Source organism: Chitiniphilus purpureus (genome assembly GCF_025642115.1).
GTDB lineage: Bacteria > Pseudomonadota > Gammaproteobacteria > Burkholderiales > Chitinibacteraceae > Chitiniphilus > Chitiniphilus purpureus.
The window spans coordinates 2,120,400-2,144,673 of record NZ_CP106753.1; the positions used below are offsets into that span (position 1 = coordinate 2,120,400).

Consider the following 24,274-nt stretch of genomic DNA (forward strand, 5'->3'; position numbering starts at 1 on the left):
GGCCCGGGCCGGCGTCAGAACACGACCTGCAGGCCGATCCGGGCGCTGCGCTTGCCTTGAGGCGCAATATCGCGGGTCAGTGCACTGGCGTAGCGGATCTCCTCGTTGCCAAGATTGTCGCCGCGCAGATAGGCCAGCCAGTCGCTGGCGCCTTGCCGGAAGCGGTAGCCGACCGCGATGTTGGACACCGTATGGCCGTCGGTCGGGGTATCGCCTGCCGGTATCTTGGTCTGGTCGGCGGCGTGCTGCAGTTCACCCCGCACCGACCAGGGCCCTTGGCTGTAGACCAACGCGCCGGCGATGCGCACCGGCGCGAGACGCGGCAGCGGTTCGCCGGTGGCGCGGTTTGCACCGCGGGTGATATCCCCCCATACCAGCAGGTCGACCTTGTCGGCGCCATCCAGCAACCGCCAGCTGCTGTCGAATTCCAGCCCATACAGCTTGGCCGGGACACCGCGGTACCGGTATTCGGGGGATTCCCCCTCGTGCCGCTCCGTGCCGCAATGGTCGTGATCGCCATGGCTGTGGCACCACCGGCCGGTGGAGGCCAGCGCAATGAAATTGGCGTAGCGGCCGTAGTAGGCGCCGAGCGACAGCCGGGTTGCGCCGGCCTGATAGCGCAGTGCGGCGTCGATGGATGTGGCGCGTTCCTCATCGGCATCCGGGTCGCCGCGTTCAAAGGTACCGGTGGCAACGTGCTGGCCGTTGGCGTACAGCTCGTACTGGCTGGGTGCGCGCTCGGTGTACGCCAGTTGCCCGGCCAGCGACCAGCCTTGCGCAAGGGGCGCCACCAGGCCGGCCGAGAGCGAGCCCGTGGTGAAGCTGCGGTCCCGCATGCCGGCAAAGCGCCGGTTGCCGGCGTCATCCGGCTCGACCCGGCTCAGGTCGACGCGTCCGCCGATGCTCAGCTGCACGGCACGCAGCTGCCACTGCTCCAGCGCAAACAACGCCAGCTGGTCGGTATCGGTATCCGGGATGAAGGCTTCTTCCCCCAACGCGGAAAAACGGCGCTGCCCGAACTGCAGGCCGATGATGCCGTCGGCGCCGGCCAGCGGCGCATGGCGGGCCTCGATCCGGCCTTCATGGCCGTTGTGCTTGAACGTGCTGCCTACTTCGCGGCCATGCAGTTCCTGATGACGGTAGTCGGTATAGGCCAGATCGGCCTGCAGCCGGGTCAGCGGGCCGGCCAGCCCATCCTTGGCAAACGACAGCGCCAGCCGGTCCTGCTTGAGTTTCAGCCTCACCGCCTCCTCGGCGATCGAACCGTAGTTGCTGCGATAGCTGCCGACCGATACGCCCAGGTGGCCGTCTTCCCAGGTACGGGCAAGCCCGACGGCCCCGCCCCAGGCGCGGCTGTCGCTGTTGGGCAGCGTGCCCTGGGCCGGATCGGCGTGCGCCTCATGCGGATGATCCTCGCCGTCCCCGCCTTCATGCCCATGCTCGTGTTCCGGCGGCGCATAGCTGCCCAGGCCGGCGCGCTGACGCGGGGACCAGGCATGGCCCGGAATGCGCAGCGCCCGGCTGCGGCGGTTGAAACCGTCGACATGCAATGCATAGTCGCCGTTGCCGGTTTCGAGCTGGCCGGCAAGCAGCCGCTCGCTGGCTGCACCACCGTATTCGGTACGCACCCTGCCGGTGGGACCATCGATGCGTGTTTTCGGAATGCGGTTGTCCAGCGCATTGACCACGCCGCCGATGGCGCTGCCACCGTAGAGCAGTGCCGCCGGGCCGCGCACCACCTCGATGCGTTCGACGCCGGCCACGTCCTGCGCCACCGCATGGTCGTAGGAGAGGGCAGACGCATCCAGCGTGCCGATGCCGTTCTGCAGCAGGCGGATGCGATCGCCATCCAGACCGCGCAGCACCGGGCGGCTGGCCCCGGGACCGAATGAAGTCGAGGCCACCCCGGGCTGGCCGGCCAGCACCTCGCCCAATGTGGTGGCATCGCGCCACAACAACGCCTGTCCTTGCAGCACGGTGCTTGCGCCGGCGAGGTCGGCATTGCCAAGCGGGTTGGCGGTGACCAGGACCGAGGGCAACGCCGTTGCGGGCTCGGCAAAGGCGGCAGGCATATGGGCCAGGGCGATCGCCATGGCCAATGGCAGGCTTGGCCGCGGCTGAGGTCGGCGGCGGGGAACGGGGTGCAGCATTGCAAACTCCATCGTGGTGGGATTCGGTCCAGGTGCCCACGCCTGGCTCAAGGCCTTATCAGCCCTGGGCCGGCAACCTTGGGAGCACTGCCTTGCCAGCCGCAACTGGCCCTTGAAGACGAGTGCCACCGGCCGCTGAGTGCCTTCCGGGCTGCAGTCAGCCGGGCTGCCGGGACAGGCAGGGCATGGTGCCCGGCAGCGACAACGACTCAGGGTGGCAAGGTGTTGCTTGGGCAGCCGTGCCGCGCAGATAAGCAATGGCCTTCCGCTGACAGCAAAGCAGGCAGACAGCGGGGCGGGGCTGCGGGCGGCAAGGCAGCATATGAAACCTGGTTGCATTTATTTTGCAACAAGGTATCAAAAGAACGCTGTTAATGCAATGAAGTTGCAAATTGGCGAGCAGTGCGGGCTTGCCGGCTGTACCACGCATCCGGCATGAGTGCAGCGCCTGCCAGGCCAACGACGCTGCACTGCCGCCCATTGCCGTGCAGCGGAGCAGCGTGGCGATGCGCGCCTGTCTGCCACTGCACGAAATACCGGTGTGGCCCTTCCAGGGTGGCGATGGGAATGGCAGCGTTGCTGGAGAGGGGGCGAGGCAGAGGCCCCGGGGCACCTTGCTGCTGCACGCCGAAACACCGCTCGCCAGGGTGAGGAAGTCAGCCACGCAGACGGCGGGTGGCGGGGCCACGCCCGACTGCGTCCTGCGCAGGTTGGACGCCGTCTGCCTTCAAGTCTTGAATCGGCTCACCAAGGTGATTGGCGCTTGCCCCTGAAGCCGGGCGCTTTGCATCTGCAGTTGGCAGACCAGCGCAGCAGTTGCTTCCCACCCGGCGCATGCGCTCACCCGTTGCAAGTGACAGGAAGCCTCCCATCTGATCTGCTGCACACGCTACCGCTTCAACGTCGATGCGGCACAGCGCTCTGGCATCACGGCACGAACACCGCTTCAGCGCCGCACCGGGCCCCGTTTCGGTTGCCATCGGGTACTGCTATCGTAGGCAGCGCGGACAATCACGCAATTCCTTTGACTTAATTGGAGCAGCAGGTGACCAGCATCGACCATCCCGATTCGCAGACGTACTACCACGGCACCAAGGCTGATCTGAAGGCGGGTGACCTGATCGAGGCCGGTTATGCCTCCAACTACGGCAGGCGGAAACAGGCTGCATTCGTCTACCTGACTGCCACATTGGATGCAGCCATCTGGGGGGCCGAGCTGGCCATGGGGGCCGGGCGCGGCAGGATCTATATCGTGGAACCGACAGGGCCCATCGAGGATGATCCAAACCTGACGGACAAGCGCTTTCCCGGCAATCCTACGAAGTCATACCGGTCACGGCATCCGTTTCGGGTCGTAGGCGAGGTGGCGGATTGGCAAGGCCACTCGCCGGAACAGCTCAAGCAGATGCAGGATCACCTTGAACACCTCAAGCAACAGGGTATTGAGGCCATTGAAGAGTAGGGATGGCCGGGCCCGCAGGTGGTGGGATTGACCAAGCGTGCCCGTGCGGCCGCCAAGCTCTGGCATTGCATGCCGACGGATGCGTCTATGCCGCACCGATGAAGCGCCACCCGGGTTGGATATGCCCCTGCTGCCTACCGTTGGAAGCCTCGATGAGATCATCGGCCGTTCGATCCGCATCAGTTGCGTTGGCGCCTCCTTCAAGGCATCGCATTCATAGCCGGATACCAGCAGGGGAGCGGGGTGTTGCAATCACCTGATTGCAGTAGCGCAACCCGGCGGCGCAAAACAAAAAACCCCTTGATTTCTCAAGGGGTTTTTCATTTTGGGGTGGCTGATGGGACTCGAACCCACGACGACAGGAATCACAATCCTGGACTCTACCAACTGAGCTACAGCCACCACTGAGCGGTGTGTCATCCGGCTGGGCCGTCTGACGTCAATCGTTTCAATACTGCTACCGGTTCCTGGCACGCTCGACAGGAATCGAACCTGTAACCTACGGCTTAGAAGGCCGTTGCTCTATCCGGTTGAGCTACGAGCGCCCGGTATATACAAAGCCTTCTTTACGCCGGAAGTTCTGGTCGGGGCGGTGGGATTCGAACTCACGACCCTCTGTTCCCAAAACAGATGCGCTACCAGGCTGCGCTACGCCCCGAACAGAGGCGCGACTATAGCGCCAGCGGCCGGGGCGGTCAAGCGCGGGCGTGCCCGCAATTGAGCGAACGCGGGGAAGAATGCGACAATGGCGGCCGTTTTCGAGTCCATTTCTTCTTTGCCGGTGCCGCTGCGCCCGGTTCACCGGAGTTCTCCCCAGATGCCCGCAACCCTCCTGGACGGCAAGGTCATTTCTCAGGAAATCATTCGCGACGTGCGCACCCGGGTGGATGCGCTGGTCGCGTCCGGCCGCCGCGCGCCGGCGCTGGCAGTGGTGCTGGTGGGGAGCGACCCCGCCAGCCAGGTCTATGTCGGCAACAAGAAGCGCCAGTGCGAGAACGCCGGGATCACGTCGGTTGCGCACGATCTGCCGGCGGATACCAGCGAGGCGACGCTGCTTGCGCTGGTGCAGCAACTGAATGCCGACGATGCCATCGACGGCATCCTGGTGCAGTTGCCGCTGCCCGGGCATCTCGATGCCGAAAAGGTGATCGAGCTGATCGATCCGGCCAAGGATGTGGATGGCTTCCATCCCTACAACATCGGTCGCCTGGCATTGAAGATGCCGCTGCTGCGGCCGTGCACCCCGCGCGGGGTGATGACACTGTTGGAGCGTACCGGCATCGATCTGGTCGGCAAGGATGCCGTGGTGATCGGTGCATCCAACATCGTGGGCCGGCCGCAGGCGCTGGAGCTGCTGCTGGCGCGCGCCACGGTCACCGTCTGCCACAGCAAGACGCGTGACCTTGCGGAAAAGGTCCGCGCGGCCGACGTGGTGGTGGCCGGCGTGGGCATGCCCAACTTCGTGCAGGGCGATTGGATCAAGCCCGGTGCGGTGGTGATCGACGTGGGCATCAACCGCCTGCCCGACGGCAAGCTGTGCGGCGACGTGGATTTCGAGCGCGCGCGCGAACGCGCCAGCTGGATCACGCCGGTGCCCGGCGGGGTGGGGCTGATGACGGTGGCCACCCTGATGCAGAACACGCTGGATGCCCATCTCAAGCGCAAGGGGGCGTGATGGCCTACGGTCTGCTCAAGCCGCTGGCGTTCCTGATGGACCCGGAACGCGCGCACCACGCCACGCTGCGCTCGGCGGAGCTGTTGCATTCGCTGGGATTCCTGCGGGCCTTCACGGCAACCGCCGTGGCGGACCCGGTGCACGTGATGGGGCTGGATTTTCCCAACCCGGTCGGTCTGGCTGCGGGCCTGGACAAGAATGGCGAATATATCGATGTGCTCGCCGACCTGGGCTTCGGTTTCATCGAGATCGGCACCGTCACGCCACGGCCCCAGCCGGGCAACCCCAAGCCGCGGCTGTTCCGGCTGCCGCAGGCCGAGGCCATCATCAATCGGATGGGGTTCAACAACGCCGGTGTCGAGGTGTTGATCGCCAACGTCAGGGCGGCGCAGTACAAGGGCATCCTCGGCATCAACATCGGCAAGAATTTCGATACGCCGATCGAGCGCGCCACCGACGACTATCTGATCGGGCTGGAGCGGGTGTATGAGTACGCCAGCTACGTCACGGTCAACATATCCAGCCCCAACACCAAGAACCTGCGCCAGTTGCAGGATGCGGACGAACTGGGCCGGCTGCTCGCCTCGCTCAAGCACAAGCAGACCGAGCTAGCCGACCGGCATGGGCGGTATGTGCCGCTGGCGCTGAAGATCGCGCCGGATCTGGAGGCCCATCAGATCCAGGATATCGCCGAGCGGCTGGTCGGCAACCGCATCGACGCGGTCATCGCCACCAACACCACGCTGTCGCGGGTGGGGGTGGAGCATCTGCAGCACGGGCAGGAGACGGGCGGGCTGTCCGGCGCGCCGGTGCGCGCCAAATCCACCCATGTGATCCGCGAACTGGCCGAACTGCTGCAAGGCGAGGTGCCTATCATCGGCGTGGGCGGCATCCTCGGCGGCGAGGATGCGGTCGAGAAGATGCATGCCGGGGCCAGTCTGGTACAACTCTACAGCGGGCTGGTCTATCACGGGCCGGCGCTGGTGGGCGATTGCATCGAGGCGATCGCCCGCGTCCGCTCGTGAATGAAAGACGTGCCGGCCTGCGCCGGCGCGATGACGGTGAGGCCGATGCCGTTTGATTATCTGCTTGTGCTGGTCGGTGCCGCGCTGGTTAACAATGTCGTGCTGACACGCATCCTCGGGCTGTGCCCGTTCATGGGGGTGTCCAGGAAGCTCACGTCCTCGGTCGGCATGGCGCTGGCCACCGCCTTCGTGCTGACGCTGGCTTCGGGCGCCTCCTGGTTGATCGAGCAGGCGCTGCAGGCGTGGCAGCTCACCTATCTGCGCACGCTGGCGTTCATCGTCACCATCGCGGCGATGGTGCAGTTCACCGAGCTGTTCATCCATGCCACCAGCCCGGCGCTGTACCAGGTGTTGGGCATCTACCTGCCGCTGATCACCACCAATTGTGCCGTGCTGGGCATTCCATTGCTCAACGCGCAGGCACAGCATGGCTTCGTCGAATCACTGCTGTTCGGTCTGGGCTCGGCGCTGGGGTTTTCGCTGGTGCTGATCCTGTTTGCCGCGGTACGCGAGCGGCAGGAGGGCGCCGATACCCCACTCGCATTCAAGGGCACGCCGTTGGCGCTGATCACCGCCGGATTGATGAGTCTCGCCTTCATGGGATTCACGGGGATGGCGCGATGAGCATGCTGCAGGCGCTTGCGGCGATGGGCGGGCTGGCGGTGCTGCTGGGTGCGCTCCTCGGCGTGGCCGCACTGCGCCTGCGCGTGGCGGCAAACCCGCTGGTCGACCGGATCGATGCCCTGCTGCCGCAGACGCAATGCGCCCAGTGCGGCTACCCGGGTTGTCGGCCCTATGCCGAGGCGATCGCCGCCGGCGAGGCGCAGATCAATCAGTGCCCGCCCGGTGGCGACGAGGGCATACGCCGGTTGGCCGGGCTGCTCGGCCAGGAGTTCATCCCACTCAATCGGGCGCACGGCGAGGCGAAGCCCAAGCGGCTGGCGGTGATCGACGAGCGCGTCTGCATCGGCTGCACACTGTGCATCCAGGCGTGCCCGGTCGATGCCATCGTCGGTGCCGCCAGGCAGATGCACACCGTCATCGCCAGTGAGTGCACCGGGTGCGAGCTGTGCGTCGCGCCCTGTCCGGTCGATTGCATCGAGATGGTCGCCCCCGGGGAGACCCCGGCCAGCTGGCGTTGGCGCTATCCGGTGATTCCGCTCAAGGTGAGCGCATGAGCCGCATATTGCATCCGTTCCACGGCGGCATCCGGCCGCCAGAGCACAAGCGGCATTCCAACGGCAGCCGCATCGGCAGCCTGCCGCTGCCGTCGCAACTGGTGCTGTCGCTGCGCCAGCATATCGGCCAGCCGGCGCGTCCCATCGTCGTCCCCGGCGACACGGTGCTGAAAGGCCAGACCCTGGCGGTGCCCGAAGGGCGGATCTCCAGTGCGCTGCATGCGCCGACCTCCGGGCGCATCGTGGCGATCGAGCCCCGGTCGGTCCCGCATCCATCCGGCCTGACCGAGCTGTGCGTGGTGCTGGTGCCGGATGGGCAGGAGCGCTGGGTCGAGCGCATGCCGTTCGACTGGCGCACTGCCGGGATCGAGGCGGTCGCGCAGCAGCTGTGTGCCATGGGTGTGGTCGGGCTCGGCGGTGCCGGGTTTCCCACGCATCTCAAGCTCGGGTCGGGCCGGGGCATCGAGACCCTGGTGATCAATGGCGCGGAATGCGAGCCCTACATCACCTGCGACGACAGGCTGATGCGCGAGCGCGCAGCCGACCTGGTCGCCGGCATCCAGATCCTGCGCACGCTGCTCCGCGCGCAGACGGTGCTGGTCGGGGTGGAGGACAACAAACCCGAGGCGATCGAAGCGCTGCAGCTGGCATGCGGTGGCGCGGACATCGAGGTGGTGGCGCTGCCCACGCGCTATCCGTCCGGCGGCGCCAAGCAGTTGATCAGGCTGCTGACCGGGCTGGAGGTGCCGGCCGGCACCCGCGCCACCGAACTGGGCGTGCAGTGTTTCAACGTCGGCACGGTGTACGCGCTGTACCGCGCGCTCGAACACGGCGAGCCCCTGATCAGCCGCATCGTCACACTGACCGGTGCCGTGGCGCGCCCGGGCAACGTCGAAGCCTTGCTCGGTACGCCGCTGGATGCGCTGATGCAGCACGCCGGCGCGGATGACGGCGTCGAGGGCTATCTGTACGGCGGGCCGATGATGGGGTTCGCGTTGCCGTCGCTTGCGGCCGGGTTGACCAAGTCGGGCAACTGCATCGTTGCCAAGAGTCCGGCGCTGTTCCCGCCCGCCCCGCCGCCGATGCCATGCATCCGCTGCGGTGACTGCGCGCAGGTCTGCCCGGCCGAACTGCAGCCCATGGATCTGTACTGGTTCGCACGGGCCAGGCAGTTCGACCGCGCGCGCGAACGCCATCTGTTCGATTGCATCGAGTGCGGCGCCTGTGCCTACGTGTGCCCCTCGCATATCCCGTTGGTGGACTACTACCGCCACGCCAAGGCCGAGCTATGGGCCGCCGATGCCGCCGGGCAGGCGGCCGATCTGGCGCGGCGGCGCCATCAGGCGCGCCAGCGCCGGCTGGAGGCGGCGCAGCAGGCCAGGGCCGAGCGGCGCTCGCCGCATGCCGCGCCTGTCCCCGCCGTGACATCGCCGGCGCCGGTGGTGTTGCCGCCGCCGCAGACGGACGCGCCGGCGCCGCTGGACGAGAAGCAGGCCCGTATCGCCGCCGCGCTGGCCCGTGCCGCGGCCCGGCGCGATGGTGCCGGACAGCCGCCGGCAGCGGCCAGCGCGCAACCGGTGGCGGACGAGGCGCAACCGGTGGCGGACGAGAAACAGGCGCGCATCGAGGCGGCCATGGCACGTGCGGCGCAACGGCGTGCCGCCCAGGAGTCGCGACGGTGAGCGCGGGCCAGATCGCGGCGGAACGGGGCGGCATGCAGTCAGGTGAGGGGCGGCAACCCGGGTGGGCGCTGCCTCCGCCAGCGGGGGAGCGGTGATGCGGACCTCGCCCTTTCTGAGCGCGGCCACGCCATTGCAGCGGGTGATGCTCAAGGTGTTGGCCGCCCTGCTGCCTGGAATCGCGTTGCAAGTGTGGCTCTTTGGCATCGGCGTGCTGGCGCAGCTTGCGCTGGCAAGCGTGGCGGCGCTGGCCACCGAGGCGCTGTGCCTGAAGCTGCGCGGGTACCCGGTACGACGCTTCGTGAGCGATGGTTCGGCGCTGGTCTGTGCCTGGCTGCTGGCGTTGTCGCTGCCGCCGCTGGCGCCGTGGTGGCTGGCCGTGCTGGGCAGTATGTTTGCCATTGCGCTGGGCAAGCAGGTCTACGGCGGGCTGGGGCAGAACACCTTCAACCCGGCGATGGTGGGTTTTGTGGTGCTGATCGTGTCATTTCCCGCACAGATGTCGCATTGGGCTGCGCCGCTCGCCGCCGGACCGGCCTACCTGGATGCGTCCGCCCAGCTGGCGCATATCTTCGGCGGGGTGTTGCCGCATGGCATCGGTTTCGATGCGTTGGCAAGCGCCACGCCGCTCGATGCCGCCCGCACTGCGGTGCGTCAGGGCCTGCCCGGACCGGACGGGATGTTGGGCGGTACTTCGGCATGGCTGGCACTGGGCTGGCTGGTGGGCGGGCTCTTCCTGCTGCAGCAGCGATTGATTCCCTGGCAGCTGCCATGCGGCTTCCTCGGGGCGCTGGCGGTGCTGGCGGCGCTCTTCCATTGGGCCGATCCGGCCGCGCATGCCGGCGCACTGTTCCATCTGGGCAGCGGTGCCGCGCTGCTCGGGGCGTTCTTCATCGTCACCGATCCGGTGACCGCGCCCACCACCGCGCGCGGCCGGATCATCTATGCCGCATCCGCCGGTGCGCTGACCTACCTGATCCGCGCCTTCGGCAATTTCCCTGACGGTGTGGCCTTTGCCGTGCTGATCATGAACATGGCCACACCCTTGCTCGATCAGCTGACCCAGCCGCCGGTGTTCGGCCGCAAGGCCGGGCGGGCGGGCCGGTCATGAGCACGACCGCGGCCGGGGTACGCGGGGCGCTGACGCTGCTGGCGTTCGCGTTGGCTGCCACTGCGTTGCTGGCAGGGGTATGGGACCTCACGCGCGAGCGGGCCGCGCGCAGCGCGCATGCGGCGCGGCTGGCGTTGCTGGCGCAGGTGTTGCCGGCGCATGACAACGATCCGGCGCGCGATGCCTGGCCACTGCCGGCACCGCAGGCACGTCGCCTTGGCCACGCCGGACCGGTGCCGGTCTATCCGGCGCGACGGAACGGCACCGTGGTGGCGTTGGCGCTGGAGGTGGTTGCGCCGGACGGCTACGCCGGACCGATCCGGCTGCTGGTCGGGGTGGGGCGGGATGGCGCGTTGCTGGGCGTACGGGTGCTGGCGCATCGGGAAACCCCGGGCCTGGGGGATTACATCGACGCCGCACGTTCGCCGTGGAGCAGCCAGTTTGCCGGCCGGACGCTGGGCGAGCCGCCCGAGGATGGCTGGGCGATCCGGCAGGACGGTGGTGTGTTCGATGCCACGGCCGGTGCCAGTGTCACGCCGCGCGCGGTGGTGGCGGCGCTGCGGCGCACACTGCTGGTCGTCCGCGATCACCATGCGGCATGGTTCGCCGGGAGGGCTTCATGAGCGATGCGCGCGCGATCATGCACGACGGGCTGTGGCGGCAGAACGCCGGCCTCGTGCAATTGCTCGGGCTGTGCCCGGTGCTGGTGATCTCCAGCAATGTGGTCAACGCCGTGTCGCTGGGCCTGGCCACCTGTGCGGTGATGATGCTGTCGGGCATGGCGGTGGCGTCGTTGCGGCGATGGATTCCCCAGACATTGCGCGTGCCGATCTTCATGTTGATCATCGCGACGCTGGTCACGGTGGTGGACCTACTGTTCAGCGCATACGCGCATGGGCTGTACCGGGTGCTGGGCATCTTCATCCCGCTGATCACCACCAACTGCATTGTGCTGGCGCGCGCCGAGGTGTTTGCCTCGCGCCAGCCTGTGGCGCGGGCGGCGCTGGACGGTGCGGCCATGGGGGCCGGACTGACGGCGGTGCTGGCCGTGCTGGGTGCGCTGCGGGAACTGGCGGCGCAGGGTACATTGCTGTCCGGCATCGATCTGGTGTTCGGTGCTGCCGCACGCGGCTGGGTCATCCAGGTGACCCCGGCCGATGCGCACTACCAGTTCCTGCTGGCGGCGTTGCCACCCGGGGCTTTTTTCGGTCTGGCCTTCCTGATCGCCGGCAAGAGCGCGTGGGACCGCCGCATCGCCCGCCGCACCGGCCCGGCCCCGCTCGCGACGGTGCCCGATGGCGCCGGCGGCTGAGCGTCCTGGTTTCCGGTCCGGTTTGCCAGCGCCGCACGCGGACCAGGGTGCGTCGCCCATGGCCGGCAGCCGACTGGATGGAGAAAGTCGATGAACACCGGAAAGGAGATGGGTGCCGCAGTGTCGGCGCTGTGCTGCGCCACGACTGAAACGCAGCCTGAACTCGAACACGGGGTGGTCATGAACCTACTGTTCGCCGATGCCCGCACCGGCAATCAGGCGCTGTCCATGGCAATGGAGGACAGGGCGTGGCTCGATTCGGGGCAGGTCGGGGCGGACAAGCGGCCGATCAACCGGGTGACCGTGGCGGCTGCGCACCGGTCGGTGCCGGAGACGGCCCTGGCCCGGTTGAAGGATGCACGGTGCAAGCAATGATCCGGCGATACCTATGCGGCGAAGTCCTGCTGGTTTTCCTGCGGCGGCGGGATGTGCTGACCAAGGTCGTGCTGCATCACCGGAATGGCGCCCGATTGGATATCCTCACGGTGCAGCCGGGCCGGTACTGTACCGCCCCGGCCGCTGCCCGGCCATCGTCCGAACCGCATTGTCATACGCCTTCACCTGTCCGCGCCCTGTGAACCCATGAACAAAGAAACCCGCCGTATCTTCTACCAGCGCCTGGCCGAGCTGGACCCGGCACCGACCACCGAACTGGAATACACCACGCCGTTCGAGCTGCTGACCGCGGTGCTGCTCTCGGCGCAGGCCACTGACGTGGGTGTCAACAAGGCGACCCGCAGGCTTTTTCCGGTGGCCAATACGCCGCAGGCCATCCTGGCCCTGGGCCAGGCGGGGCTGGAGCCGTATATCGCCACCATCGGGCTGTACCGCAGCAAGGCCAAGCACCTGATCGCCACCTGCCGCATCCTGATCGAGCAGCACGGCGGCGAGGTGCCGCGCGAGCGTGCGGCGCTGGAGGCCCTGCCCGGGGTCGGGCGCAAGACGGCCAACGTGGTGCTCAATACGGCGTTCGGCGAACCCACCATCGCGGTCGACACCCATATCTTCCGCGTGGCGAACCGGACCGGGCTCGCGCCGGGCAAGGACGTGGTGGCGGTCGAGCACAAGCTGCTACAGGTGACGCCGCCCCAGTTCAAGCTCAATGCCCACCACTGGCTGATCCTGCACGGGCGCTACATCTGCAAGGCGCGTCGGCCCGAGTGCTGGCGCTGCCCGGTCAACGACCTGTGCGATTACCGCCCCAAGGAACTGATGCCGCCCAAGGGGCGTTGACGCATGAGCGCAGCCCTGGTGAACCCCATCCGGTACCGCCCCATCGATTGGTCGCGGGATGGGCCGGCGTTGCAGGCATTCGACGCCGCTTATGTGACGGACCGCTGCTACCGCGTCGTCGCCGACGGGTTGGGTTTCACGTTGCACGATGTGCCGCTGGCCGTGCCGTTCCGCAAGCGCTATGACCTGTCCGGCCTGGATGAGGACATTGCCGCGGCCGGCTTCACGCTGATCGCGCACCAGGGCGAGTCGGTCGCCGGCTTTGCCACGGCGACCTACCACGCGTGGCAGCGCAGCGTGACGTTGGACAATCTGTTCGTCGCGCCGGCCCGGCAGCGTCGCGGCGTGGGCGCGCATCTGGTGGCCGCCACGGCCGTGTATGCCCGCGGCACCCCGGCGCGCCAAGTATGGCTGGAAACGCAGACCACCAATGTGGCGGCGATCGATTTCTACCGCGCGCAAGGCTTCGGGCTGTGCGGGCTCGATCTCGCACTGTATGACCCGCAGCAGGTCGACCCGCGCGAAGTGGCGCTGTATCTGGCGCGGCCGCTGTAGCGCCGGCCGCTCTCAGGGTGTGGCGGCGAGTGGCTGGCAATCGATGCGGGTCACGCCGCCGTCGGCCAGCCGGAAGAAGGCGTCCTGCGGCATCTCGCCACTGAACCGCAGGCGCTCCTCGGCGCCGCTGTAGCGATGGCGCAGCAGCCGCCCGAACAACCCGTGCGACACCACGATCAACCGCGCGGGCAGCGCCGGGTCGGCCAGGAAGTCGTCGATGCGCGCCAGCACCGCAGCCAGCGCTTCGCCATTGGGCGCATGGAAATGCCAGTCGGGGGCCTGGTCCAGATGGGGGTGGCGCGCGATCAGGTCGGCGCGCAGCTGCGCTTCCCAATCGCCGAAGCCCACTTCGACCAGCCGCTCGTCCAACTGCAGGGCGGTCTCGGGCAGGCCCAGCGCCTGGGCGACCAGGCGTGCGCTGCACTGCGCGCGTAGCAGCGGGCTGACCCGCATCTGCCAGCCTTGGGCGTCGCCAAGCTCGCGGCGCAATGCCTCGCCCATCGCGCGCGCCTGTGCCTGCCCAAGCGTGGTCAGCGCGGAATCACAGCGCCCCTGCAGGCGACGCACCACGTTGTACTCGGTCTGGCCGTGGCGAAGCAGATAAAGTGTGCGGGACATGGGCGGCGCCGGGGGCAAAGCGGCGATCATAGCCTGGGGCCCGTCCGGCCCGCGAGCGCCGGACGCCGCCGCCACGGACCGATCAGAGTGCCTCGGCCGCGTGATCGGCCAGCCGCGAGCGCTCGCCGCGCTGCAGCGTCACATGCCCGCCGTGCTGCCAGCCCTTGAAGCGGTCCACCACGAAGGTGAGGCCCGACGAACCCTCGGTGAGATACGGTGTGTCGATCTGGCTGATGTTGCCCAGGCACACCACCTTGGTGCCGGGACCGGCGCGGGTGATCAGCGTCTTCATCTGCTTGGGCGTCAGGTTCTGCGCCTCGTCGATGATCAGGAACTTGTTGAGGAAGGTGCGGCCGCGCATGAAGTTGAGCGATTTCACCTTGATGCGCGAGCGGATCAGGTCGCGCGTGGCGGCACGGCCCCAGTCGCCGGCCTCGGCGTCGGACTGGTTGAGTACGTCCAGGTTGTCCTCCAGCGCGCCCATCCACGGCTGCATCTTCTCTTCCTCGGTGCCCGGCAGGAAGCCGATGTCCTCGCCCACCGGCACGGTGACGCGGGTCATGATGATCTCGGTGTAGATCTTGGATTCCAGCGTCTGCGCCAGGCCCGCCGCCAGCGTGAGCAGCGTCTTGCCGGTGCCGGCCTGGCCCAGCAGCGAGACGAAGTCGATCTCCGGGTCCATCAAGAGGTTGAGCGCGAAATTCTGCTCGCGGTTGCGCGCGGTGATGCCCCAGATCGCGTTCTTGCCGTGGCTGTAGTCCTTCAGGCTCTCCAGCGTGGCCTCTTTGCCCTCGACCGACAGCACGCGTGCGGTGAAGCCGTCGGCCGGCTGGAACAGCATCTGGTTCGGGTACAGGTCGACGCAGTCCGGGCCCTTGATCTTCCAGTAGCTCTTGCCGCCCTCCTGCCAGCTTTGCAGATCCTTGCCGTTCCTGTCCCAGAACGACGGTTCGATCTCGCGCGTGCCGGTATAGAGCAGGTCGGTGTCTTCCAGCACCTTGTCGTTGAAGTAGTCCTCGGCAGCCAGGCCCATGGCGCGGGCCTTGATGCGCATGTTGATGTCCTTGGACACCAGGATCACCTGCCGCTGCTGCTGCATCTGCTGCAGATGGTGCACCACCCCGAGGATCTGGTTGTCGGCCTTGCCCATCGGCAGCTGCGAGGGCAGCACGCTGGTGATGGCCTCGGTCTGCAGGTAGAGCCGGCCGCTTGCCTGCCCCTTGCTGGCCTGCAGCAGCGCCACGCCGGTGTGCAGGTTCTCCTCCTGCCCGGCAAGCAGCTCCTCGATGAAGCGGCTGGTCTGGCGCGCATTGCGGGCGACTTCGCTCATGCCCTTCTTGTTGTTGTCCAGTTCCTCCAGCGTCATCATCGGCAGGAACAGATCGTGTTCCTCGAAGCGGAAGATCGACGTCGGATCGTGCATCAGCACGTTGGTGTCCAGCACGAAGAGCTTGGTTTCCTGAGCGCGGCGGGATTTACGGGCGGCCATGGTCTAGTCCTTGTTGTGATGGGCTGGATGACAACGACAAAGCGGCCTTGCGGCCGCTTCGGGTTACTTCAGGGTCTGGACGAAATCGAGCACCTCCTTGACGTGGCCCGGTACCTTCACACCGCGCCATTCCTTGACGACATGTCCCTCGCGGTCGACGACGAAGGTGCTGCGCTCCACCCCGCGCACCTGTCTGCCGTACATGTTCTTGAGCTTCATCACGCCCAGCGCCTCGCACAGGCGCTCGTCCGGGTCGCTGATCAGCTCGAATGGAAAGCATTGCTTGCTCTTGAAGCCCTCGTGCGACCTGACCGAATCGCGCGAGACGCCGAACACCGTGACGCCGGCGGCAGCGAAATCGGCGTGATGGATGCGGAAATCATTGCCTTCGGTGGTGCAGCCGGGGGTGTTGTCCTTGGGGTAGAAGTAGAGCACGTAGGCCTGACCGCGCAATGCGGCGGGGTCGAAGGTGCCGCCGCCGGTGGTTGGCAGGGTCAGGGCAGGGATGCTGGACATGGATGCTCCGTCTGAAGTGGTTCGAACACGCGCCCCGCGATCCATTCTGGGCAAAGCCCGGGGTTGCGGCAAGGCGCGGTGCGGGCGGCTGCGGTTTTGCCAACAGCCCCGTCGACCTGGGTACAATACCCGGCATTTTTTTCAGATGGTGTGACAACGATGAGTATCAAGAGCGACCGCTGGATCCGGCGCATGGTCGAGCAGCAGCGGATGATCGAACCGTTTGTGCCGGGCCAGGTGAAGGAGGTGGACGGCGCGCGCATCGTGTCCTACGGCACCTCCAGCTACGGCTACGATATCCGCTGTGCCGACGAATTCAAGGTGTTCACCAACCTGAACAGCACCATCGTCGATCCCAAGAACTTCGACGAGAACAGCTTCGTCGATGTGTCGGGCAAGGGCTATTGCATCATCCCGCCCAACTCGTTCGCGCTGGCGCGCACGGTCGAGTACTTCCGCATCCCGCGCAACGTGCTGACGGTGTGCCTTGGCAAATCCACCTATGCGCGCTGCGGCATCATCGTCAATGTCACGCCGTTCGAGCCCGAGTGGGAAGGCTATGTGACGCTGGAGTTTTCCAACACCACCCCGCTGCCGGCCAAGATCTATGCCAACGAAGGCGTGGCGCAGGTGCTGTTCTTCGAAGCCGATGCCGACGATGTGTGCGAGACGAGCTACCGCGATCGCGGCGGCAAGTATCAGGGCCAGGTCGGCGTGACGCTGCCCAAGACCTGACGGACCTGCCGCCCCGCGCGGCTGCAACCGGCTCCCGCGGTGGCAGGTGCTGAGGCAGACCAAGCCAGGCTATGGCGCCGCTGTCCGGGACGGCGCATGCTTGCGCTCTCTCCATTTCCGGCATCAGGAGCACGCCATGGCCTATCACGCCGCCGAGCAACGTTACGACACCATGATCTATCGCCGCTGCGGCGCGAGCGGCCTGCGCCTGCCGGCGCTGTCGCTCGGTCTGTGGCACAACTTCGGTGACAGCGTTCCCATCGAGCGGCAACGTGCCATGCTGCGTACCGCGTTCGACCTTGGCATCACCCATTTCGACCTTGCCAACAACTACGGCCCGCCCTACGGCGCTGCCGAGACCAACTTCGGCCGGCTGTTGCGCGAGGATTTCAGGCCCTACCGCGACGAACTGATCATCGCCACCAAGGCCGGCTGGGACATGTGGCCGGGGCCGTATGGGCAGGGTGGCGGCAGCCGCAAATACGTGCTCGCCAGTCTGGACCAGAGCCTTGCGCGCCTGGGGCTGGATTATGTCGACATCTTCTATTCGCACCGCTTTGACATCGATACGCCGTTGGAGGAGACCGCCAGCGCACTGGCCACGGCGGTGCAGCAGGGCAAGGCGCTCTATATCGGCATCTCGTCGTATTCGCCCGGCAAGACCCGCGAGATGGCCGCACTGCTCGCGCAATGGCAGGTGCCGCTGCTGATCCATCAGCCTGCCTACAACATGCTCAACCGCTGGGTCGAGCACGAGCTGCTGGATACGCTGACGGATCTGGGCGCCGGCTGCATCACCTTCACCGCGCTGGCTCAGGGGCTGTTGTCGGACAAGTACCTGGACGGGATCCCGGCCGGGGCGCGTATCAACCAGCCCGGTGGCGCTTCACTGCAGCGCAGCCACCTGAGCGATGAGAACCTCGCCCGCGTGCGTGCGCTGAACGAGATCGCCAGGGCACGTGGACAGAGCCTGGCGCAGATGGCGCTCGCCTGGGTGCTGCGCCATCCGGCGGTCACCACCACGTTGATCGGTGCCAGCTCGCCCGGGCAGATCCGCGAGAACGTCGGCGCGCTGCAGAACCTGGCCTTCACCGCCGAGGAGCTGGCGCGGATCGACCAGTACGCGGTCGAGAGCGGCATCAATCTGTGGGAAAAGCCGTCGACCGACCAGCGTATCTGAATCCCGTCCGTGCCGCCGCGGCGCATACCCTGCGCCGCGCGGCGCTTTGCTAGAATCGCGGTTTTCCTGCCGACCCGCCCGACCATGATCACTCTCTACAACACCCTCACGCGCGACAAGGAAGTCTTCAAGCCCATCCACCCGGGCAAGGTGAACATGTATGTGTGCGGCATGACCGTCTACGACTACTGTCACCTGGGACATGCGCGCGTGATGGTGGTGTTCGACATGGTGGCGCGCTGGCTGCGCGCATCCGGCTATGCGGTGAACTACGTGCGCAACATCACCGACATCGACGACAAGATCATCAAGCGGGCGCTGGAGAACGGCGAGCCGATCGATGCGCTGACCGAGCGCTTCATCGCCGCCATGAACGAGGATGCCGATGCGCTCGGCGTGCTGCGGCCGGATCACGAGCCGCGCGCCACGGCGTTCGTCGGTGCCATGCACCAGATGATCGGGCAATTGATCGACAACGGGCTGGCCTACCCCGCGCCCAACGGCGATGTGTACTACGCGGTACGCAAGTTCGACGGCTACGGCAAGCTTTCGGGCAAGTCGCTGGACGATCTGCGCGCCGGCGAGCGGGTGGACGTGGACCCGAACAAGGAGGACCCACTCGACTTCGTGCTGTGGAAGGCGGCCAAGCCGGACGAGCCGGCCGAGGCCAAGTGGGCGTCGCCATGGGGGGCGGGACGGCCGGGCTGGCATATCGAATGTTCGGCGATGAGCTGCCACCACCTGGGCGCGCATTTCGACATCCACGGCGGCGGCGCCGACCTGCAGTTTCCGCACCACGAGAACGAGATCGCGCAGAGCGAGGGCGCAAGCGGCCACCGCTATGTGAACTACTGGATGCACAACGGCTTCATCCGGGTGGACAACGAGAAGATGTCCAAGAGCCTGGGCAACTTCTTCACCATCCGTGATGTGCTGCAGAAGTACGATGCCGAGGTGGTGCGCTTTTTCATCCTGCGCGCCCACTACCGTAGCCCGCTCAACTACAGCGACGCGCACCTGGACGACGCCAAGAACGCGCTGACCCGACTCTACACCGCCCTGAAAAGCGTGTCGCCGGCTGACACGGCGGTGGACTGGGCCTCGCCCCATGCCGCGCGCTTCAAGGCTGCGATGGACGACGACTTCAACACCACCGAGGCGGTGGCGGTGCTGTTCGAATTGGCCCACGAAGCCAACCGGCAGCAATCCGCGGCGCTGGCGGGCGAACTGAGGGCGCTGGCGGGTGTGCTGGGCCTGCTGCAGCGCGAACCGCAGGCATTCCTGCAGGCCGGGGCGGGTGAGGGCGAGTGGGGCGCTGCGCGCATCGAAGCGGCGATCGCCGCACGCAAGGCCGCACGCGTGGCCAAGGACTGGGCCGAATCCGACCGCATCCGCGATGAGCTGCTGGCCAACGGCATCGTGCTGGAAGACGGCGCCGGCGGCACTGGCTGGCGAAGATTGTAAGATATTGCGGTGATACACAGGGCGCGGCAGCGCCCTGTTTTTATTCCGCTTTTTGCCAAAGGCCACGGTTGGCGCGGCTGTCCGCCCCACACTGTCTGTGCCGGACTGTCCTACCTTTTGTCAACCGGCGCCTTGCCACGGCCATGCTGCAGCACTGCTAGCTTTCAATGCGGCTATGATGCTTCGAAGGAGGCGCCATGCCGGAAAAGCTGCAGAATCGTTTCGAGATCGTCCGCACGTTGGGCCAGGGCGCCCAGGGCAAGGTATTCCTCGCGCGCGACCTCAAGCTGGGCCGTCAGGTGGCGCTCAAGGCGCTGCGCCGCGACGCGGGCGGGGCGCTGGCCGAAGTCCAGATGGTCAGCCGTCTGCAGCATCCCAACGTCGTGACGCTGTACGACGCCTTCGAGGCGCAGGAGCAATCCTGGCTGGTGTTCGAATACGTGGAAGGCGAGACGCTCGCCGCGCGGCTCAAGCGTGAGGGGCCGCTGTCCGCCGTGCAGGCGGTGGATCTGATCTGCGGCGTGTTGCTGGGGCTGGCAGCTGCGCATGCACAGGGCGTGATCCATCGTGATATCAAGCCGCACAACGTGATCGTCGATGCCGCCGGCCGGCCGCGCATCATGGATTTCGGCATTGCCGCGCTGCGCGGTGCGGTGGCCGGCATGGCCGGCACCGCCAGCTATATGGCCCCCGAGCGGCTGAAGGACCTGCCCGCCGATGCCCAGGCCGATCTTTTTGCGGTGGGGATGACGCTCTACCAGTTGCTGACCGGTCGCACCGCGGCCGAGGGCGAATCGGTGCTGGCCATCCTGTACCGCATCGCCAACGAGCCGTTCACCCCACCGTCCACGCTGCGCCCGGGCATCGACGAGAAGCTCGACCATCTGGTGATGGTGGCACTGTTCAAGTCGCCCGAGGAGCGCTATGCCGACGCCGAGGCGATGCTCGAAGCGCTGCGCGGCTGGCAAGGTGCCCAGGACGGTGGCGCCGCACTGGACGGGGGCGGGCAGAGCACGCTGGAATTCCTGCTGCGGCGCATGCGCCATACCGCCGATTTCCCTGCGTTGTCCCAGGCGATCAGCGCCATCAACAAGATCAGCGGCGATGAGACCGAGCGGCTGCAGGTGCTCGCCGATGTGATCCTCAAGGACTTCTCGCTGACCAACAAGCTGTTGCGCATCGTCAACTCGGCCACCTACAGCCAGTTCGGCGGCACCATCAGCACTGTGTCGCGCGCCATCGTGATCCTGGGTTTCGACGCCATCCGCAATCTGGCGATCACGCTGCTGCTGTTCGAGCACATGCACAACAAGGCGCAGGCGCTCACACTGCGCGACAGCGTGCTGCGCGCCTTCTTCTGCGGCCTGCTGTGCCGCGCCATCGGGCGCCGGCTGGGTACGCGCGATGTGGAGGAAGCGCTGATCTGCGGCATGTTCCATCATCTGGGCAGGCTGCTGACGCTGTACTACTTCCATGAAGAGGGCCAGGAAGTGGCCAAGCGCATGGAAGGCGGGATGAGCGAGGAGGCTGCAGCCACCGTGGTGCTGGGTCTCACCTACGGCGAGCTGGGGATCGGCGTGGCCCAGCACTGGAGCTTTCCGGACCGGATCATCAACAGCATGCGTCCGCTGCCGCCCGGCGCCTTGCGCGAACCGCAGAACAATCTGGAACGCCTGCGCCAGTACGCCAACCTGGGCAACGACCTGCAGCGCGTGATCGGCGCAGGCGCCACTGAAGCGGCCCGCATCCAGGCCGGCGCGCTGGAACGCTACGGCAGGCCGCTTGGACTGGAATCGCGGGATATCCACGAGCTGTTGAAGGAAACCACCGACCACTTCATCGGCTACCTCGGTGCGATCGGCGTGGACCAGGGCGGCAGCGAATTCATGCGGCAACTGCGCGGCCTGCGTGGCGGTACGCAGGTGGCGGGCGGGACGGCAGGCGAGGACGTCCTGGCCGAGACCGTGCTGGAGGCCACGCTCGAAACCGGCACCCGTTCCACGGCCGTGTTGTCGGCCGGGGTGCAGGACATCGCCAACACCCTGGTGGGCGACTTCAAGCTCAACGACCTCTTGCGGATGATCCTGGAGACCATGTACCGCGGCATCGGCTTCGAGCGGGTGGTGCTTGCCACACGCGATCTGAAGCAACCGCTGATCCAAGGCCGCTTCGGCTTCGGCACCGACATCAATGCACTGCTGCCGTCATTCCGGATCGAGGTCGGCCCGGTCGAGGACGTCTTCCAGGTGGCGCTTGCCCGCAATGCCGACATCCTGATCGAGGACATCGACACCGACAACATCCGTGACCGCGTGCCTGCCTGGTACCGCAAGCTGGTGCCGGCCCGGACCTTCATCGTGTTCCCGCTGCGGCTGGACAAACGTCTGATCGGCTGCTTCTACGGCGACCGCGGCGCCGCGCACAGCCTGAAGATCGCCAACGACGAACTCAACCTGCTCAAGACCTTGCGTAACCAGGCGTTGCTGGCGATCCGCACCAAGCAGGTGGGCGGTTGATTGCCACGGTCCGGCCCGGGAGCCCGCCGGACTCACCGTCGCCGTCGCGGTATCCGATTCGGGGTAGGGCAGGCTTGTAGGGGCGGTGCGATGGCCGGTGACGAAGCCCTCTGCCGCCTGGATCAAGCACGGGTGCCAAGCACCGTGGGCAGCATCGTGTTCGCAATCGACACGGGGCGAGCTCGCCGATACAGTTACCCCTGCCTTGCAATGACAGCGGATTCACCATGCCGATACGCATCTTGCCGGTATAGGCGTTCTGCACTGCTCGGCATCAACCCTGATATTGCAGGCACTGTTTCCAGCATAGCTATTCGCGTACCGTACAAATCGGTCAGGACTGCCGGCAGGTGCGTTCGCGTTGAAGTAGGTGTCGATTCCGTTCCAACAAGATCCCCAATAGGACAGGGTGCCTGGAAGGCCGTTCATCAGAATGCCATTGGAGAAATTGGTGATCTGGTTGCCATAGATCCAGCTGTTGCTCGTATTGTTTATATGGACACCGCTAAAACCTTTCTCGCCACTTCCAAGAGTGCCGACTTTATTGAAGCCGATGTAGCCCCAATTGACCCGGTATAGAGAAATGCCGATGGAGTCCGGCTGCGGGTTGACATAGATCCTGTTGTCGCGGACTGTCGGGTTGTCAATGTATCCCAGATAGTTCTCGGTGCTGCTGTACCATCTGGAGGCTTCGTCGAAATAATACTGTTTGAGTTCGTTATGGTCGTTGTCTCCCCTCAGTCGACCGGATGACAAAGGCACGCCTTGCAGGAAGAATGTGGACGCAAAATCAGTATCGCTAAGGGTCACGTACTGACTGCCGTCGGTCAGGAATCCCGTTTTATAGCCAGCTACATAATTCTCATAGAACTGGACATCGGTGGAGTACGGAACGTGCCCGTCCACGCTCAATCCGAACCGGCCGGAGTTTCTCTCTTCATTCATTGCTCTCATCACGATGTTGTGGTGTACCCGTGTAGAGCCGCCAACGATGTTGATGCCCGATTTGACGTTGCAAAGAGAATTGTTATGGATATGTGATGGAAAGCTCCTGTTTCCAACAAATTCGTGGGGTTTGGCAGGGCAGTAATTCTCCTGGGCGAAGGAGCAGCCCGGTTTTTTCGTCTTGACGATGCAATATTGCGCAACGCCGGTAGCGTCAATGTCCAGATCTCTCGAATCACATTGTTCTCCGTTCTGCTTGCGGCGAATGTCTACCCTCAAGCAGGAATTTGCCACGCAATCGCTGTCACGCTTTTCCACTGCGGTGTTCCAGCCATAGTTTATGCCGGTACCTACATCGGAGATACGGGTTCTGACGACGTGGACGGGTGGGTCACTGCTCCTCGATTCTGCAACCAGCACTCCAAACTCTGCATAAAGCTGCCCAAGCTCGGGTCTTGACGTAGCGATTGGCGGTGTCTGATCAAGTGTGATGATCGAAGCCAGTCCGAAAGCAGCGTCGGGACAGCTGGAACTGGTGTAGCCTGCACCTACGATGTCCACGTCAGCCAATGTCGCCCCACCGATTCCTTGAGTCAGACTCTGGAGGTTGTTTGCTATCACCACCACGGCATCAAGTGTTGTTGCCGCCTGCAGGACGGTCCTATGGTTTCTATTGCTGGACCCTGTCAATTGAATTCCTGACGGGATCTGAATGCCGACCCCGAATGAGTTGATTGGCCAAGCGGCGTTCAACTTGTTTTGTTGGGTGATGGAAATGACGCCTGCTTCAAGTGCCACACGAGGGTGATTGTTGCTTTTGGCCCAGCCTATCGCTTGCTGATACCAGCTACCATTCAATTGGCTGGTGATCGGCGTCTGGCAAACCCTGTTTGTGGAGCGGCATACTTTCCCGGTGTCATTTGCGCTGCAAAAAGAATTGACAATGGATCCGCCTGATCCGGTTACAACGGCACACATCGCATTGTTGATGGAGATAGTTGCTTCATCGGCTTTGCGGGCTATTTCTTTTATCTCTACAATATTACCCGCATTCTTGCGTACACCCAGCGCATAAATGGAATAGGTGCTTGAAGGCAAGTTGGCAGAATTTGCTGTTGCGCGAAGATCATGAACTATTGAATGGCTTGGATTTCCACCACATGCCGCTGCAACGCCAGGGTCATTGCTGATATTGGCGGGGGCCAGTGCCAGAAAAGTGCTTGATTTTCCGCCGGGCGCATCTGCATAGATATCGAGCTCGATCATTTCGGAAGGCAGTGTGGGATCACACGCCCAGCCGTGAAGAATGCCATCGGTGACACGAAACCACCCGTGGATGGCTGCCTGAGCCGGAGCCCCGCCTAAGGCAATCAAATAGAGGGTGATACACAGCAGCATTTTTGATCGATTCGGCCAGTTCATTTTTTCCTC

The 24,274-nt window shown here is 65.4% G+C and carries 22 protein-coding genes and 3 tRNA genes; 16 read left to right on the plus strand and 9 right to left on the minus strand.

Annotated features, from left to right (window positions below):
- Nucleotides 1-14: 14 nt before the first annotated feature.
- Nucleotides 15-2,093, minus strand: coding sequence for a TonB-dependent receptor (locus N8I74_RS09850; RefSeq protein WP_263122838.1), 2,079 nt, complete (start codon nt 2,091-2,093; stop codon nt 15-17).
- A gap of 1,102 nt (nt 2,094-3,195) precedes the next feature.
- Here N8I74_RS09850 and arr point away from each other — a divergent pair.
- A complete protein-coding gene (gene arr, locus N8I74_RS09855) occupies nt 3,196-3,612 on the plus strand; it encodes an NAD(+)--rifampin ADP-ribosyltransferase (RefSeq protein ID WP_263122839.1) in 417 nt (138 codons plus the stop codon).
- A 326-nt stretch (nt 3,613-3,938) separates the two neighbouring features.
- Here the strand turns inward: arr and N8I74_RS09860 are convergent.
- The 3 genes from N8I74_RS09860 to N8I74_RS09870 form a co-directional block, all read right to left on the minus strand.
- Nucleotides 3,939-4,014: transfer RNA gene (locus N8I74_RS09860), tRNA-His, on the minus strand.
- A gap of 66 nt (nt 4,015-4,080) precedes the next feature.
- Nucleotides 4,081-4,157: transfer RNA gene (locus N8I74_RS09865), tRNA-Arg, on the minus strand.
- A 36-nt stretch (nt 4,158-4,193) separates the two neighbouring features.
- A tRNA-Pro gene (locus N8I74_RS09870) sits at nt 4,194-4,270 on the minus strand.
- Between the two features lie 159 nt (nt 4,271-4,429).
- On the opposite strand from N8I74_RS09870, the gene folD reads away from it, so the two are divergent.
- The 9 genes from folD (at nt 4,430) to N8I74_RS09915 (ending at nt 11,967) form a co-directional block, all read left to right on the plus strand.
- Nucleotides 4,430-5,287 (plus strand): bifunctional methylenetetrahydrofolate dehydrogenase/methenyltetrahydrofolate cyclohydrolase FolD, encoded by an 858-nt coding sequence (folD, locus tag N8I74_RS09875; protein ID WP_263122840.1) that lies wholly within the window; start codon nt 4,430-4,432, stop codon nt 5,285-5,287.
- Nucleotides 5,287-6,312, plus strand: a complete 1,026-nt coding sequence (locus tag N8I74_RS09880) for a quinone-dependent dihydroorotate dehydrogenase (RefSeq protein ID WP_263122841.1) — start codon at nt 5,287-5,289, stop codon at nt 6,310-6,312. The genes folD and N8I74_RS09880 overlap by 1 nt, the downstream gene beginning before the upstream one ends.
- 45 nt (nt 6,313-6,357) lie before the next feature.
- Nucleotides 6,358-6,936 carry an electron transport complex subunit RsxA gene (gene rsxA, locus N8I74_RS09885; protein ID WP_263122842.1) on the plus strand — a complete coding sequence of 193 codons (579 nt, stop codon included), beginning with the start codon at nt 6,358-6,360 and terminating at the stop codon, nt 6,934-6,936.
- Nucleotides 6,933-7,490, plus strand: coding sequence for an electron transport complex subunit RsxB (rsxB, locus tag N8I74_RS09890; protein ID WP_308445849.1), 558 nt, complete (start codon nt 6,933-6,935; stop codon nt 7,488-7,490). The genes rsxA and rsxB overlap by 4 nt, the downstream gene beginning before the upstream one ends.
- Nucleotides 7,487-9,172: an electron transport complex subunit RsxC gene (gene rsxC, locus N8I74_RS09895; RefSeq protein ID WP_263122843.1), complete on the plus strand. Its 1,686-nt coding sequence runs from the start codon at nt 7,487-7,489 to the stop codon at nt 9,170-9,172. Before rsxB ends, rsxC begins: the two co-directional genes overlap by 4 nt.
- Nucleotides 9,173-9,266: 94 nt before the next feature.
- Nucleotides 9,267-10,280 (plus strand): RnfABCDGE type electron transport complex subunit D, encoded by a 1,014-nt coding sequence (locus tag N8I74_RS09900; protein WP_263122845.1) that lies wholly within the window; start codon nt 9,267-9,269, stop codon nt 10,278-10,280.
- Nucleotides 10,277-10,903: an electron transport complex subunit RsxG gene (gene rsxG / locus N8I74_RS09905; protein ID WP_263122846.1), complete on the plus strand. Its 627-nt coding sequence runs from the start codon at nt 10,277-10,279 to the stop codon at nt 10,901-10,903. The genes N8I74_RS09900 and rsxG overlap by 4 nt, the downstream gene beginning before the upstream one ends.
- Nucleotides 10,900-11,592 carry an electron transport complex subunit E gene (locus tag N8I74_RS09910; protein ID WP_263122847.1) on the plus strand — a complete coding sequence of 231 codons (693 nt, stop codon included), beginning with the start codon at nt 10,900-10,902 and terminating at the stop codon, nt 11,590-11,592. The genes rsxG and N8I74_RS09910 overlap by 4 nt, the downstream gene beginning before the upstream one ends.
- 90 nt (nt 11,593-11,682) lie before the next feature.
- Nucleotides 11,683-11,967, plus strand: a complete 285-nt coding sequence (locus N8I74_RS09915) for a hypothetical protein (protein WP_263122848.1) — start codon at nt 11,683-11,685, stop codon at nt 11,965-11,967.
- A gap of 11 nt (nt 11,968-11,978) precedes the next feature.
- Here the strand turns inward: N8I74_RS09915 and N8I74_RS09920 are convergent, their stop codons facing one another.
- Nucleotides 11,979-12,143: a hypothetical protein gene (locus N8I74_RS09920; RefSeq protein WP_263122849.1), complete on the minus strand. Its 165-nt coding sequence runs from the start codon at nt 12,141-12,143 to the stop codon at nt 11,979-11,981.
- Between the two features lie 31 nt (nt 12,144-12,174).
- Between N8I74_RS09920 and nth the strand changes: the two genes are divergently transcribed.
- Both nth and N8I74_RS09930 read left to right on the plus strand, forming a co-directional pair.
- On the plus strand, nt 12,175-12,825 hold the full coding sequence (gene nth, locus N8I74_RS09925; RefSeq protein WP_263122850.1) for an endonuclease III: 651 nt from the start codon (nt 12,175-12,177) through the stop codon (nt 12,823-12,825).
- Nucleotides 12,826-12,828: 3 nt separating this feature from the next.
- A complete protein-coding gene (locus N8I74_RS09930; protein WP_263122851.1) occupies nt 12,829-13,380 on the plus strand; it encodes a GNAT family N-acetyltransferase in 552 nt (183 codons plus the stop codon).
- Nucleotides 13,381-13,392: 12 nt separating this feature from the next.
- Here the strand turns inward: N8I74_RS09930 and N8I74_RS09935 are convergent, their stop codons facing one another.
- The 3 genes from N8I74_RS09935 to N8I74_RS09945 form a co-directional block, all read right to left on the minus strand.
- The gene (locus N8I74_RS09935; RefSeq protein WP_263122852.1) at nt 13,393-13,998 is read right to left on the minus strand and encodes a histidine phosphatase family protein; all 606 of its coding nucleotides are present in this window, start codon (nt 13,996-13,998) and stop codon (nt 13,393-13,395) included.
- Between the two features lie 82 nt (nt 13,999-14,080).
- Nucleotides 14,081-15,487, minus strand: a complete 1,407-nt coding sequence (locus N8I74_RS09940) for a PhoH family protein (protein WP_263122853.1) — start codon at nt 15,485-15,487, stop codon at nt 14,081-14,083.
- A gap of 63 nt (nt 15,488-15,550) precedes the next feature.
- On the minus strand, nt 15,551-16,003 hold the full coding sequence (locus tag N8I74_RS09945; RefSeq protein ID WP_263122854.1) for a peroxiredoxin: 453 nt from the start codon (nt 16,001-16,003) through the stop codon (nt 15,551-15,553).
- Nucleotides 16,004-16,162: 159 nt separating this feature from the next.
- On the opposite strand from N8I74_RS09945, the gene dcd reads away from it, so the two are divergent.
- The 4 genes from dcd (at nt 16,163) to N8I74_RS09965 (ending at nt 21,898) form a co-directional block, all read left to right on the plus strand.
- On the plus strand, nt 16,163-16,738 hold the full coding sequence (gene dcd, locus N8I74_RS09950) for a dCTP deaminase (protein WP_263122855.1): 576 nt from the start codon (nt 16,163-16,165) through the stop codon (nt 16,736-16,738).
- Between the two features lie 136 nt (nt 16,739-16,874).
- The gene (mgrA, locus tag N8I74_RS09955) at nt 16,875-17,918 is read left to right on the plus strand and encodes an L-glyceraldehyde 3-phosphate reductase (RefSeq protein ID WP_263122856.1); all 1,044 of its coding nucleotides are present in this window, start codon (nt 16,875-16,877) and stop codon (nt 17,916-17,918) included.
- A gap of 84 nt (nt 17,919-18,002) precedes the next feature.
- The gene (gene cysS / locus N8I74_RS09960) at nt 18,003-19,382 is read left to right on the plus strand and encodes a cysteine--tRNA ligase (RefSeq protein WP_263122857.1); all 1,380 of its coding nucleotides are present in this window, start codon (nt 18,003-18,005) and stop codon (nt 19,380-19,382) included.
- A gap of 197 nt (nt 19,383-19,579) precedes the next feature.
- Nucleotides 19,580-21,898: a serine/threonine protein kinase gene (locus tag N8I74_RS09965; RefSeq protein WP_263122858.1), complete on the plus strand. Its 2,319-nt coding sequence runs from the start codon at nt 19,580-19,582 to the stop codon at nt 21,896-21,898.
- A gap of 222 nt (nt 21,899-22,120) precedes the next feature.
- On the opposite strand, the gene N8I74_RS09970 is transcribed toward N8I74_RS09965, so the two are convergent.
- Nucleotides 22,121-24,265, minus strand: coding sequence for a hypothetical protein (locus N8I74_RS09970; protein WP_263122859.1), 2,145 nt, complete (start codon nt 24,263-24,265; stop codon nt 22,121-22,123).
- Between the last annotated feature and the right edge of the window lie 9 nt (nt 24,266-24,274).